At 44.1% G+C, this 14,331-nt stretch carries 8 protein-coding genes; all 8 read right to left on the bottom strand.

Translation table 11 applies throughout. From position 1 onward, the window contains the following. Positions 1 to 172: 172 nt before the first annotated feature. Positions 173 to 1,363, bottom strand: a complete 1,191-nt coding sequence (gene tuf / locus ACYTXU_RS00715; RefSeq protein WP_462207611.1) for an elongation factor Tu — start codon at positions 1,361 to 1,363, stop codon at positions 173 to 175. Positions 1,364 to 1,413: 50 nt separating this feature from the next. Beyond that, positions 1,414 to 3,513, bottom strand: a complete 2,100-nt coding sequence (fusA, locus tag ACYTXU_RS00710; protein WP_462207610.1) for an elongation factor G — start codon at positions 3,511 to 3,513, stop codon at positions 1,414 to 1,416. Between the two features lie 15 nt (positions 3,514 to 3,528). Then, positions 3,529 to 4,002: a 30S ribosomal protein S7 gene (gene rpsG, locus ACYTXU_RS00705; protein WP_462207608.1), complete on the bottom strand. Its 474-nt coding sequence runs from the start codon at positions 4,000 to 4,002 to the stop codon at positions 3,529 to 3,531. 288 nt (positions 4,003 to 4,290) lie between these two features. Next, positions 4,291 to 4,665, bottom strand: coding sequence for a 30S ribosomal protein S12 (gene rpsL, locus ACYTXU_RS00700; protein ID WP_018625110.1), 375 nt, complete (start codon positions 4,663 to 4,665; stop codon positions 4,291 to 4,293). A gap of 132 nt (positions 4,666 to 4,797) precedes the next feature. Further along, positions 4,798 to 9,018, bottom strand: coding sequence for a DNA-directed RNA polymerase subunit beta' (gene rpoC / locus ACYTXU_RS00695; protein WP_462207607.1), 4,221 nt, complete (start codon positions 9,016 to 9,018; stop codon positions 4,798 to 4,800). Between the two features lie 80 nt (positions 9,019 to 9,098). Further along, positions 9,099 to 13,166: a DNA-directed RNA polymerase subunit beta gene (gene rpoB, locus ACYTXU_RS00690; RefSeq protein ID WP_462207605.1), complete on the bottom strand. Its 4,068-nt coding sequence runs from the start codon at positions 13,164 to 13,166 to the stop codon at positions 9,099 to 9,101. Positions 13,167 to 13,334: 168 nt separating this feature from the next. Then, positions 13,335 to 13,712, bottom strand: coding sequence for a 50S ribosomal protein L7/L12 (gene rplL / locus ACYTXU_RS00685; RefSeq protein WP_012800364.1), 378 nt, complete (start codon positions 13,710 to 13,712; stop codon positions 13,335 to 13,337). Positions 13,713 to 13,790: 78 nt separating this feature from the next. Further along, the gene (gene rplJ, locus ACYTXU_RS00680; RefSeq protein ID WP_331890623.1) at positions 13,791 to 14,318 is read right to left on the bottom strand and encodes a 50S ribosomal protein L10; all 528 of its coding nucleotides are present in this window, start codon (positions 14,316 to 14,318) and stop codon (positions 13,791 to 13,793) included. Positions 14,319 to 14,331 lie beyond the last annotated feature (13 nt).

Here is a 14,331-nt window from a genome sequence, read left to right as displayed (position 1 = left end):
AAAGAACTACCCTAATAGTGGCCGTTACGCCTACAAAGGGACGCGAATTATATGGCAAAAGACAGGCTATGACAACCCTTTTAACCAATAAATCGGCTTTTCTGCTTTAACAGCTGTTTTATAAAAAAAGCGAGCACATGCCGTGCTCGCTTTAATTATAAGTGCTTATTGCTTAAGCAAGAATTTTAGCAACAACACCAGCGCCTACTGTACGACCGCCTTCACGGATCGCAAAGCGCAAACCTTCGTCCATCGCAATCGGTGCGATCAACTCTACGTTCATTTTGATGTTATCACCTGGCATAACCATCTCTACGCCTTCTGGTAGTTCACAAGCACCCGTTACGTCAGTTGTACGGAAGTAGAACTGTGGACGATAGCCTTTGAAGAATGGAGTATGACGACCACCTTCTTCTTTCGATAGCACGTATACTTCGGCTTCGAAACGAGTGTGCGGGTTGATAGTGCCAACGTGTGCCAATACCTGACCACGTTCAACTTCATCACGCTTAGTACCACGTAGTAGTACACCTACGTTGTCCCCTGCTTCACCTTGGTCAAGCAATTTACGGAACATCTCAACACCGGTTACCGTTGTTTTAGTCGTATCTTTGATACCAACGATTTCGATTTCTTCACCAACTTTAACCACACCGCTCTCAACACGGCCAGTTACTACCGTACCACGACCTGAGATTGAGAAGACGTCTTCAATTGGCAACAAGAATGGTTTGTCAATCGCACGCTCTGGCTCTGGGATGTAAGTATCAAGCGCTTCGCCTAAAGCTACGATAGCTTCTTGGCCTAATGGGCCTTCATCGCCTTCCAACGCTTTCAACGCTGAACCACGGATGATTGGCGTGTCGTCACCTGGGAATTCGTATTGGTCTAGCAATTCACGAACTTCCATCTCAACTAGCTCTAACAACTCTTCGTCGTCTACCATGTCGCATTTGTTCAAGAATACGATGATCTTAGGTACGCCTACCTGACGTGATAACAAGATGTGCTCACGTGTCTGTGGCATCGGGCCGTCTGCAGCTGATACAACCAAAATCGCGCCGTCCATCTGTGCAGCACCGGTGATCATGTTTTTAACATAGTCAGCGTGGCCTGGGCAGTCTACGTGCGCGTAGTGACGAGCTGGAGTTTCGTACTCAACGTGTGATGTTGAAATCGTGATACCACGCTCTTTTTCTTCTGGAGCATTATCGATATCTGCGAAGGCACGAGCGGCACCGCCGTATACTTTTGCCAATACAGTACAGATTGCTGCTGTCAAAGTCGTTTTACCGTGGTCAACGTGGCCAATAGTGCCTACGTTTACGTGCGGTTTATTACGTTCAAATTTTTCTTTAGCCATTTTCAATTCCTCTAATTAAAGTTTGGAACTAATGTTTCAATAATAAAAAATTAAGAATTCTTGCTCATAATCGCTTCTGCAATGTTCGTTGGAGCTTCTGCATAGTGAGCGAACTCCATGGTGAAGCTAGCACGACCTTGCGACAAACTGCGCACGTCGGTAGCGTAACCAAACATTTCAGAAAGCGGTACTTCAGCATCAATTACTTTGCCGGAGGCATTTTCGCCCATACCTTTCACAAGACCACGGCGGCGGTTAAGGTCACCCATAACATCGCCCATGTACTCTTCAGGCGTTACAACTTCAACCTTCATCATTGGCTCTAGCAATGCTGGATTAGCAGTTTTCGCTGCGTTTTTAACAGCCAAACTACCAGCAATCTTAAACGCCATTTCATTCGAGTCAACATCATGGTAAGAACCATCATAAAGTGTTGCTTTAACGTCTAACACAGGGTAACCGGCGAGAATACCGTTTTCTAGCTGCTCTTCAATACCCTTAGAAACTGCACCAATGTATTCTTTTGGAACAACACCACCAACGATGGCATTTTCAAATACAAAGCCTGTGCCAACTTCTTGCGGTTCAAGTTTAACCCAAACATGACCATACTGACCGCGACCACCTGATTGACGTACGAATTTGCCTTCGACTTCAACGGTATTACGAATCGACTCACGGTAAGCAACCTGAGGAGCACCAATGTTAGCTTCAACCTTAAATTCACGCTTCATACGATCTACGAGAATGTCTAAGTGAAGCTCACCCATACCAGAAATAATGGTTTGGCCTGATTCTTCATCGGTACGTACTCGGAATGACGGATCTTCTTGCGCCAATTTACCTAAAGCAATACCCATTTTCTCTTGGTCAGCTTTAGTTTTAGGCTCAACTGCTACCGAAATTACCGGCTCAGGGAACTCCATACGCTCAAGGATGATCTTATGGTCAAGATCACACAGAGTGTCACCTGTTGTAACATCTTTAAAACCTACGCCAGCAGCGATATCGCCTGCGCGAACTTCTTTGATTTCTTCACGGCTATTAGCATGCATCTGAACGATACGACCAATACGCTCTTTCTTTTGCTTAACTGAGTTATAAATGCTGTCACCAGAATTAATAACACCAGAATAAACACGGAAGAAGGTTAAGGTACCAACAAATGGGTCAGTGGCAATTTTGAACGCTAGAGCTGAAAATGGTGCGCTGTCATCAGCTTCACGAATTTCAAATTCCTCGCCTTCATCATCAACCGTACCCTGAATCGCTTTAACTTCTTTTGGCGAAGGCATGTATTCAACGATTGCGTCTAATACCGCTTGAACACCTTTGTTCTTAAATGCAGAACCACCAAATACGGGGATAATTTCGTTAGCAAGTGTACGCTTACGAATACCCATTTTGATTTCTTCTTCGGTTAGCTCACCGCCTTCCAAATATTTTTCCATCAATTCTTCAGTAGCTTCAGCTGCTGCTTCAACCATTTCCATGCGCAACTCTTCACACTTAGCTTGAAGGTCCGCTGGAACATCCTGATATTCAAAAGTCATTCCCATGTCTTCTTCGTTCCAGATGATAGCTTTCATCTTTACGAGATCGACGACACCGGTCAAATCATCTTCTGAGCCAATGGTTAATTGCATTGGAACAGGATTAGCATTCAAACGCTCTTTCAATTGCTTTACAACGTTTAAGTAGTCAGCACCAGTACGGTCCATTTTGTTAACGAATACCATACGTGGAACTTCGTACTTATTTGCTTGACGCCATACTGTTTCAGTTTGGGGCTGGACGCCTGACGAACCACACAATACAACAACAGCACCATCCAAAACACGTAACGAACGCTCTACCTCAATGGTAAAATCAACGTGTCCAGGAGTATCAATAATGTTAATACGGTGCTCATCAAACTGAGCTTGCATACCACGCCAGAAGGTAGTAGTAGCAGCGGAAGTAATAGTAATACCACGCTCTTGCTCCTGCTCCATCCAGTCCATGGTAGCAGCGCCATCGTGCACCTCACCGATCTTATGTGAAAGACCTGTGTAGAAAAGAATACGCTCAGTAGTAGTAGTTTTACCCGCATCTACGTGAGCACAGATACCGACATTACGATATCTCTCAATAGGGGTTTTACGTGCCACAATAAACTCCTTGGATTACCAACGGAAATGTGAGAAAGCTTTGTTTGCTTCAGCCATGCGGTGAATATCTTCACGCTTCTTAACAGCTGAACCACGGCCTTCCAATGCATCAAGTACTTCGCCAGCTAAACGCTCACGCATGGACTTTTCACTACGCTTACGAGCAGCTTCAGTTAACCAACGCATGGCTAGTGCTGTTTGACGCGCAGGACGCACTTCAACAGGAACTTGATAAGTAGAACCACCAACACGGCGAGACTTAACTTCCACCATAGGGCGAATGTTATCCAAGCCTTTCTCAAATAATTCTAATGATTCTTCGCCTGATTTTTTCTCAGTGATAATGTCCAAAGCACCATAAACGATTTTCTCAGCAGTAGATTTTTTACCATCTTGCATCAAAACGTTAATGAACTTCGCTAACAATTCACTTCCGAACTTAGGATCAGGAAGGATTTCGCGTTTCGCGACAACACGTCTTCTTGGCATGTTAAATTTTCCTCATGCATGTGTAACTTCAGGACAATCCAGAATAAGCAGTTACATTTCTTATCTGGCCTTACTCACATAGTGAAATAGCCGACCGGACGGTCAGCTACTAGACTATTCTCTAATTGTATGGCTTCAATATGTCAAAGATATTAAAACCAAAGTAAGTTAAACAATAACTTACTGTTAATTTTCTAGTGCAAGGCAATTGATTTTTTATGAAGCGAAGTTGGCGTTGAGTCCAACGAGTTGCTGAAATAAAAAATCAATTAACGCAGCAATAGGAAATTATCCTTTTGGTCGCTTAGCACCGTACTTAGAACGGCCCTGCTTACGATCCTTAACACCTGCAAGGTCAAGCGTACCGCGCACACAGTGATAACGTACACCAGGCAAATCTTTTACACGACCGCCACGGATAAGTACAACACTGTGCTCTTGTAGGTTGTGGCCTTCACCACCGATGTATGAAGAAACTTCATACCCGTTAGTTAGGCGTACACGAGCTACTTTACGCAAAGCCGAGTTTGGCTTTTTAGGCGTAGTGGTGTAAACACGGGTACAAACGCCACGACGTTGCGGACAAGCTTCCAATGCAGGAACGTTTGTCTTTTTTACCTGCTTCTTGCGAGGTTTTCTTACTAGCTGATTAATTGTAGCCATTGAATAAAATCTCTATATCTAGTTCACGCTAATCTTGCGCGCCGATAACTCTAGGGCGCGCTATTCTAAAGAGGACACGATTTAAAGTCAAGCTTGGCTAAAGTTTGATCATTTAACCAAACCGATACTCAATCAGTCCTCACCCTCATTCATGGAGCTGAGCTCGTCAGATAACGCCTGCTCAACCTCATCTGCTGTAGGCCCTAAATCTTCTATTAGTGAATCTGCACGCTTGCGGCGACGTTCTGCATGGTAGGTCAAACCTGTACCAGCAGGAATTAGACGACCTACAATAACGTTCTCTTTCAAGCCACGTAAGTCATCAGTCTTACCGTTTACAGCCGCTTCGGTAAGTACGCGCGTTGTTTCCTGGAAGGAAGCAGCAGAAATAAAGGACTCAGTTGCCAATGAAGCTTTAGTAATACCCATTAGTACTCGCTCAAACTGTACCTGGTCTTTATTAGCCTCATTTAGCTTGTCATTTTCCTCAAGAACTCTGACAACTTCCATCTGATCACCTTTTAGGAAGCGAGAGTCGCCTGGGTTAGTGACAATACACTTACGCAACATCTGGCGAATAATCACTTCGATGTGCTTATCGTTAATGCCTACGCCTTGCAGACGATAGACTTCTTGCACTTCGTTAACAATGTAACGAGCAAGCTCTGTAATTCCTTTCAGGCGCAAGATATCGTGCGGGTTATCTGCACCGTCAGATACCACCTCACCTTTCTCAACTTTCTCGCCTTCGAACACGTTAAGTTGACGCCATTTAGGAATTAGCTCTTCATAGGTATCGCCACCGTCTTGGGGAGTGATGACTAAGCGACGCTTACCTTTGGTCTCTTTACCAAAGCTCACCGTACCTGAAATCTCAGCTAGAATTGCTGGTTCTTTCGGTTTACGAGCTTCAAACAGGTCAGCCACACGTGGCAGACCACCGGTAATATCTTTTGTTTTTGAGCTTTCTTGAGGAATACGTGCAATCGCATCACCAATATTAACCTCTGCACCATCTTCCAAGCTCACAATAGCGTTGGCTGGTAAGAAGTATACCGCAGGCATTTCTGTACCTGGGATATAAAGATCTTTACCTTTCTTATCAATCAGTTTAATAGCAGGCTTAACATCAGTACTTTTACTGCCACTGCGTTGCTTGTTCTCAGTAATTACAATAGAGCTCAAACCTGTTAACTCATCAGTTTGTCGCTCAATATTGACGCCCTCATGCATATCGAGGAACTGAATCTTACCGTCAAGCTCAGCAATAATGGGGTGCGTATGCGGATCCCAGTTAGCGACAATATCGCCACCTTTTGCTTTTTCAGCTTCCTTGGTACTCAGTACAGCACCATAAGGAATCTTATAACGCTCTCGCTCACGACCATACTCGTCAACAATATTCAATTCTGATGAACGAGATACGATAACCAGCTTGCCATCCTGACGCTCTACGGTCTTAGCATTCTTAAGACGAATAACACCGTCATTTTTGATTTGAACATTATTATCGGCAGAGGCACGAGATGCAGCACCACCAATGTGGAAGGTACGCATCGTTAACTGGGTACCCGGCTCACCAATAGACTGAGCAGCAATAACACCAACTGCCTCACCTTGATTGATGATATGACCTCGAGCCAAATCACGACCATAACAGGCTGCACAAACACCAGTGCGAGTTTCACAGGTAATAACCGAACGTACCCGAACCTGATCAACAGAGTTTTGCTCTAAAATCTCAACCCATTTTTCATCGATTAATGTGCCGGCTTCAGCTAGAACATCATCTGTACCTGGCGTATACACCTCTTCAGCGATGACTCGGCCCAATACTCGTTCGCCCAAACCTTCTACAACATCACCACCTTCAATGAGAGGTGACATGAAGATACCATTGGTTGTTCCACAATCATGCTCAGTGATAACCATATCTTGAGCAACATCAACCAAGCGACGAGTTAGGTAACCTGAGTTCGCAGTTTTCAATGCGGTATCGGCCAAACCTTTACGCGCACCGTGTGTCGAAATAAAGTACTGAGATACATCCAGACCCTCACGGAAGTTTGCCGTAATTGGCATCTCAATAATCGAGCCATCTGGTTTAGCCATCAAGCCACGCATACCAGCAAGCTGACGAATCTGAGCTGCACTACCACGAGCGCCGGAATCAGCCATCATAAAGATTGAGTTAAACGAAGGCTGGCGAACTGTATTACCATCCTTATCAACCAACTCTTCAGTGCCAATAAAGTCCATCATTGCCTTGGCAACTTTTTCATTGGTATGCGACCAGATATCGACTACTTTGTTGTAGCGCTCACCTTGAGTTACCAAACCAGAGTTAAATTGTTCCTGAATTTCTGCAACTTCTTTTTCTGCAGCTTCAATAATTTCTGCTTTAGCATCTGGAATCGCCATATCCTCGATACCAACCGAAGTACCAGAGCGTGTAGCATAAGTGAAGCCCATATACATTAATTGGTCAGCAAAGATAACCGTGGCTTTTAACCCACACTCGCGATAACAGGTATTCACTAACTTAGAAATCGCTTTCTTGGTCATCGCCTTGTTCACTAGCTCAAAGCTGATGCCATCCGGAACGATTCCCCACAATAACGAACGACCTACGGTAGTTTCTGCCAATTCGATGCGAGCAGTTTTATTGCCCTCTTCATCAATATCAACCATTGGCAAACGCACTTTAACTTTGGCATGTAAATCAACGACCCCATTTGCATAGGCGCGCTGAACTTCATCAGCGTCTGAGAAGATCATGCCTTCGCCTTTCGCGTTAACGCGATCACGCGTTAAGTAGTAGAGACCTAATACAACGTCCTGAGTTGGAACAATGATCGGCTCACCATTTGCAGGGGATAAGATATTGTTGGTAGACATCATCAACGCACGTGACTCAAGTTGAGCTTCGATCGTCAATGGAACGTGTACCGCCATTTGGTCACCATCGAAGTCAGCGTTGTACGCAACACAGACTAGTGGGTGTAACTGAATCGCTTTACCTTCAATCAGTACTGGTTCAAATGCCTGAATACCTAAACGGTGAAGTGTCGGTGCACGGTTTAATAATACTGGGTGTTCACGAATGACTTCTTCCAGAATATCCCAAACTACCGCTTCTTCACGCTCAACCATTTTCTTAGCAGCTTTAATCGTTGTCGCTAAACCACGAAGCTCAAGCTTGCTATAGATAAATGGTTTAAATAGTTCCAGTGCCATTTTCTTTGGCAAACCGCATTGGTGCAATTTAAGTGTTGGACCAACAACGATAACCGAACGACCGGAGTAATCGACACGCTTACCTAAAAGGTTTTGACGGAAACGACCTTGCTTACCTTTAATCATATCAGCAAGCGATTTTAATGGACGTTTATTAGTACCGGTAATTGCACGGCCACGACGACCGTTATCTAGCAGGGCGTCAACAGACTCCTGCAACATACGCTTTTCGTTACGGACAATAATGTCAGGCGCATTCAGGTCAAGCAGACGACGTAAACGGTTGTTACGGTTAATCACCCGACGATATAAGTCGTTTAAGTCAGATGTTGCAAATCGACCACCATCCAATGGAACCAAAGGACGTAAATCAGGTGGAAGAACTGGCAACACAGTCATAATCATCCACTGCGGATCATTGCCTGACTCAAGGAATGCTTCAAGAAGCTTTAAGCGTTTGCTTAGTTTCTTTAACTTCGTTTCCGAATTTGTCGATGGAATTTCTTCCTCACGAATACGATGAGCTTCTTCTTTTAAATCAATCAGATCAAGCAAGGCACTGATAGCTTCAGCACCCATCTTAGCTTCAAAGTCATCACCAAATTCTTCTAAAGCATCTAAGTAGCCTTCTTCGCTCAATAGCTGGCCGGCTTCTAAAGTCGTCATACCTGGCTCGGTCACAACGAATGCCTCAAAATACAAAATCCGCTCAATATCACGCAATGTCATATCAAGCAACATACCGATACGGCTTGGTAATGATTTCAAGAACCAAATATGTGCAACCGGGCATGCCAGGTCAATGTGACCCATACGCTCACGACGCACTTTAGTTAAAGTAACCTCAACACCACACTTTTCACAGATGATGCCGCGGTGCTTTAAACGCTTGTACTTTCCACACAAACATTCGTAATCTTTAACAGGGCCAAAAATTTTGGCACAAAATAAACCGTCACGTTCCGGCTTAAAGGTACGATAGTTTATTGTTTCAGGTTTTTTCACTTCGCCAAAAGACCAAGAACGGATCTGTTCTGGTGATGCTAAGTTAATCCGAATAGCATCGAACTCTTCTGATTGGCTCTGCTGCTTAATAAAATTTAATAAGTCTTTCACAATCGCTCTCCTAATGGAGTTAAAACCTTTACCCAAATGACCCCACAGCTACTGTGGGGCTTGATGGAGTCGCCTACCGCTTACTCTTCGTGCTCAAGCTCAATATTGATCGCCAGCGAGCGGATTTCCTTAGTCAGTACATTAAACGACTCAGGCATTCCAGGCTCCATGCGATGATCACCGTCCACAATATTCTTATACATGCGGGTTCGACCATTCACATCATCTGACTTAACAGTAAGCATCTCTTGCAAGGTATATGCAGCACCATAAGCTTCCAATGCCCACACTTCCATCTCACCGAAACGCTGACCACCGAATTGAGCTTTACCACCTAACGGTTGCTGAGTAACCAAGCTGTATGACCCTGTAGAACGGGCATGCATCTTGTCATCAATTAAGTGGTTCAGTTTCAGCATATACATGTAACCTACTGTAACTGGGCGTTCGAAACGGTCACCTGTTCGGCCATCGTATAACCATGATTGGCCGGTTTTAGATAACTCACCCAACTCAAGCATTGCATGAATATCTTCTTCAGTGGCACCATCAAATACCGGGGTAGCCATAGGCACACCACCACGTAAATTACTGGCCATTGTCATGACTTCTTCATCCGTCATTTCTGACAGATCGACAGCTTTATCATCGCGATGGTTATAAACTTTATTCAAGAAAGTACGAACTGTTTTTGGTGCTTTACCGGTATCCAGTAACTCTCCAATTTTTAAGCCCACACCTTTAGCGGCCCAACCTAAGTGAGTTTCAAGGATCTGACCAATATTCATACGCGAAGGAACACCCAATGGATTCAACACGATATCTACTGGATCACCATTTTCGTCATATGGCATATCTTCTATCGGAACAATAGTTGAAATAACACCTTTGTTACCGTGACGGCCAGCCATTTTATCACCCGGCTGAATACGACGTTTCACTGCCAAGTAAACTTTTACGATCTTTTGAACACCTGGTGCTAAATCGTCGCCTTGAGTAATTTTTAGCTTTTGCACCTCAAATTTCTTGTCGTATTCTTTGCGTTGTTCAGCAAGATAGTTAGCCAGGCTTTCTAAGGCTTGCTGCTTTTCCTCAACACGTAGCTGAATCTCAAGATATTGAGCAGGCTCAAGACTGTCCAAGTAGTCAGCAGTAATTTTGCTGCCTTTCTTGAATTTATTCGGCCCTTTCTCGCCAACACAACCCATAACAAGATTACGAGCACGCTGGTAAATGCTTTCGGCCAAGATACGGAATTCATCATTCAAGTCTTTCTTAGCGTGTGCAACTTCAGAATTTTCAATTTCTTTTGCACGAGTGTCTTTTTCAACACCATCACGAGTAAAGACCTGTACATCAATGACCGTTCCGTGAGTCGAAGTGCCCACGCGCAACGACGTATCTTTGACGTCTGAAGCTTTTTCACCAAAGATGGCACGCAATAACTTCTCTTCTGGAGTTAACTGTGTTTCACCTTTTGGAGTCACTTTACCTACCAGAATGTCACCTGGCTTTACTTCAGCACCGATATAAACGATACCTGACTCATCAAGCTTGCTCAGTGCACTTTCACCAACATTAGGTATGTCAGCTGTAATTTCTTCAGGACCAAGCTTAGTATCACGAGAGATACAGGTTAGTTCCTGAATATGGATACTGGTGAAACGATCTTCTTGAACCACATTTTCAGAGATTAGGATCGAATCCTCAAAGTTGTAACCATTCCAAGGCATGAATGCTACGCGCATGTTTTGACCAAGAGCCAACTCACCTAAATCAGTTGAAGGACCATCTGCCAATACATCACCACGAGCAACAATATCGCCTTGCTTAACAATAGGACGTTGATTGATACAGGTATTTTGGTTTGAGCGTGTGTACTTAGTGAAGTTGTAAATATCAACACCAGAGTCGTTATCACCCACTTCGTCTTCGTTAACACGAATAACAACACGACTTGCATCAACCTGATCAACCACACCGCCACGTTTCGCTGCAACAACAACGCCCGAGTCAACCGCTACAGTACGTTCCATACCAGTACCAACTAACGGCTTCTCAGCACGCAATGTTGGAACTGCCTGACGTTGCATGTTTGAACCCATCAATGCACGGTTCGCATCATCGTGCTCAAGGAATGGAATCATACTCGCCGCAACCGATACGATCTGCTGAGGAGAAACATCCATATATTGAACTTGCTCAGGAGTGGCAAGCATAAACTCGCCCTGATAACGAGAAGGTACTAAGTCGTCAGAGAAAGCACCGTTCTTATCAAGGTTAGCATTCGCCTGAGCGATGACAAACTTACCTTCATCAATAGCAGATAAGTAATCGACATCAGCCGTTGGTTTACCATCTGCAACGCGTCGATATGGAGTTTCGAGGAAACCATATTGGTTGGTTCTTGCGTAACATGACAAGGAATTAATCAAACCAATGTTTGGACCCTCAGGGGTTTCAATCGGACACACACGACCATAGTGCGTTGGGTGTACGTCTCGAACCTCAAAGCCTGCACGCTCACGCGTCAAACCACCAGGGCCTAATGCGGATACGCGGCGCTTGTGAGTAACCTCAGATAACGGATTGTTTTGATCCATAAACTGAGATAACTGACTAGAACCAAAGAATTCTTTTACCGCTGCAGAGACAGGCTTGGCATTAATCAAATCTTGTGGCATCAAGTTTTCACTTTCTGCTTGTGATAAACGCTCTTTGACAGCACGCTCAACACGAACCAAACCAACACGGAACTGATTTTCGGCCATTTCGCCAACACAACGAATACGACGATTTCCCAAGTGGTCAATATCATCAACAGTATCGTTACCATTTCTGATATTAATCAGAGCTTTGATAACTGCGATAATGTCATCATTTGAAAGAGTACCTTCACCTTCAATTTCATCACGACCAACACGACGGTTGAATTTCATTCGACCAACGCGAGACAAGTCATAACGTTCCTGATTAAAGAACAGGTTCTCGAATAATGCTTCAGCTGCATCTTGCGTTGGCGGTTCGCCAGGACGCATCATGCGATAAATTTCAACTTTTGCTTCAAGCGGTGTACGTGTCGAATCAATACGCAATGTATCGGACATGTATGGACCATGATCCAAGTCATTTGTATACAGAGTAGGGACTTCTGTCACACCTGACTCTATCATTTTCTCTAGAATTTCTTCTGTGATTTCAGCATTAGCTTCAGCAATAATCTCGCCTGATTCTTTATCGATGATATCAGCAGCTAGTGCGCGTCCGTAAATGTACTCAGTTGGAACATCTAGCTTTTTAGTTCCCGCTTTTTCTAATTGAGCAATATGTCGAGGGGTAATACGACGACCCTCTTCAACAACTACTTTGCCTTTAACCTTGATTTCAAAGGTGGCAGTTTCACCACGCAAACGCGAAGGAATCAGTTCGAGCTGAACCTCGCCTTTTTTGGTGATGTAGAAGTTATTGCGCTCAAAGAACATGTCCAGCATGTCCTGGGTGTTGTAACCCAAAGAGCGTAAAATAATAGAAGCAGGCAATTTACGGCGACGGTCGATGCGCACGTAAAGCATATCTTTTGGATCAAACTCGAAATCCAACCATGAACCACGGTAAGGGATAACACGAGCTTGATACAGCAATTTACCAGAGCTGTGTGTTTTACCTCGATCAGAATCGAAGAACACACCAGGACTACGGTGTAACTGGGAAACAATAACACGCTCAGTACCGTTAATAACGAAAGTACCGTTTTCTGTCATTAGCGGTAATTCGCCCATAAATACTTCTTGCTCGCGAATATCCTTTACTTTTTTGGTCTTAGAGTCTTTATCATAAATGACCAAGCGGATTTTTACGCGTAGCGGCGCAGCATAAGTTATGCCACGAATTTGACATTCTTTTACGTTGAAGACAGGTTCGCCTAATGAATATCCAACGTATTCCAGTGCAGCGTTACCTGAATAACTTTCAATTGGGAAAATAGACCTGAACGCTGAGTCCAAACCTGAATCCTCTTCGCTCTTTGGCTCAAGAAATTCACGGTATGAATCTTTTTGGATTGCCAAAAGATAGGGCACATCGAGAATATTGGAACGTCGACCAAAATCCTTGCGGATTCGTTTTTTCTCAGTGTATGAATATGCCATGCGGGTTCCTCGGCTAGCTAGCTTTTAACCAGTGATATATTGCGTAGAATTTTCTACTTTGTGTGGCTCTTAACCACTTGCCGTTAAAACGGCAAAAAGGCCGGTGACAAAGTCACCAGCCATTTTGGACTGTTTGCTGTCGAAAACTGACACCAAGTAATAAACTTATTACTTGACTTCAACTTCAGCGCCAGCTTCTTCCAATTGCTTCTTGATGTCTTCTGCTTCAGCTTTCTCAACACCTTCTTTAACAGCAACAGGAGCGCCTTCAACCATGTCTTTAGCTTCTTTCAAACCAAGACCAGTGATGCCGCGGATAGCTTTAATTACAGCTACTTTGTTACCGCCAAAGCTTTTCATTACAACGTCAAACTCAGTTTGCTCTGCAGCTGCACCAGCGTCACCGCCAGCAGCTGGGCCAGCTACTGCAACAGCAGCGGCAGCAGATACACCGAATTTTTCTTCCATTGCTTCAACAAGTTCAACAACTTCCATTACGCTCATTTCAGCAATAGCGTTCAAGATATCATCTTTAGATAGAGCCATTTCTAGTCTCCTGGGTATTTAAAATTAAAATTAACAAAATGTTAAAACTACGGTTAAACAGATCTCGAACTAAGAGTCTTAAGCCGCTTGTTTTTGATCGCGAACAGCAGCAACCACACGAGTAACCTTGGTCGGTACTTCTTTGAAAGTACGAGCAAGTTTTGTGATAGGCGCGTTCATAACCATCATCAATGTAGCAAGTGCTTCGTCTCTTGTTGGCAAGGCAGCCACAGCGTCTAGACGCTCAGGACCATGTAACTCACCACCAATAGCAATACCAGTTACTTCAAGCTGTTTGTTCTCTTTTGCGAAGTCTTTAAAAAGACGCGCCGCTGCACCAGGTGCATCGATTGAGAACGCATAAACTAAAGGACCAGTTAATGCATCTTGCATACAAGCGAACTCAGTGTCTTCAACAGCACGACGAGCTAACGTGTTACGAATAACACGAACATAAACATTGCTTTCACGTGCTTTCACACGAAGCGCAGTCATCTGCTCTACTGTTAAACCGCGGTACTCAGCTACTACGGCTGAAAGGGCATCTTTTGCTACTGTATTAATTTCAGTAACAATCGCCTTTTTGCCTTCAAGTCTAAGTGCCACTAGTTCACCTCCA

Source organism: Kangiella sp. M94 (assembly GCF_054926195.1).
The sequence above is the reverse complement of the archived record's forward strand: the minus strand, read 5'-3'. Positions and strand labels throughout refer to the sequence as shown.

Bases quoted from the DNA above. Each gene is read 5' to 3' on its own strand.
- rpsL (WP_018625110.1), bottom strand. From the start codon at position 4,665: ATGGCTACAATTAATCAGCTAGTAAGAAAACCTCGCAAGAAGCAGGTA.
- rplL (WP_012800364.1), bottom strand. From the start codon at position 13,712: ATGGCTCTATCTAAAGATGATATCTTGAACGCTATTGCTGAAATGAGC.
- rpoB (WP_462207605.1), bottom strand. From the start codon at position 13,166: ATGGCATATTCATACACTGAGAAAAAACGAATCCGCAAGGATTTTGGT.
- rpsG (WP_462207608.1), bottom strand. From the start codon at position 4,002: ATGCCAAGAAGACGTGTTGTCGCGAAACGCGAAATCCTTCCTGATCCT.
- tuf (WP_462207611.1), bottom strand. From the start codon at position 1,363: ATGGCTAAAGAAAAATTTGAACGTAATAAACCGCACGTAAACGTAGGC.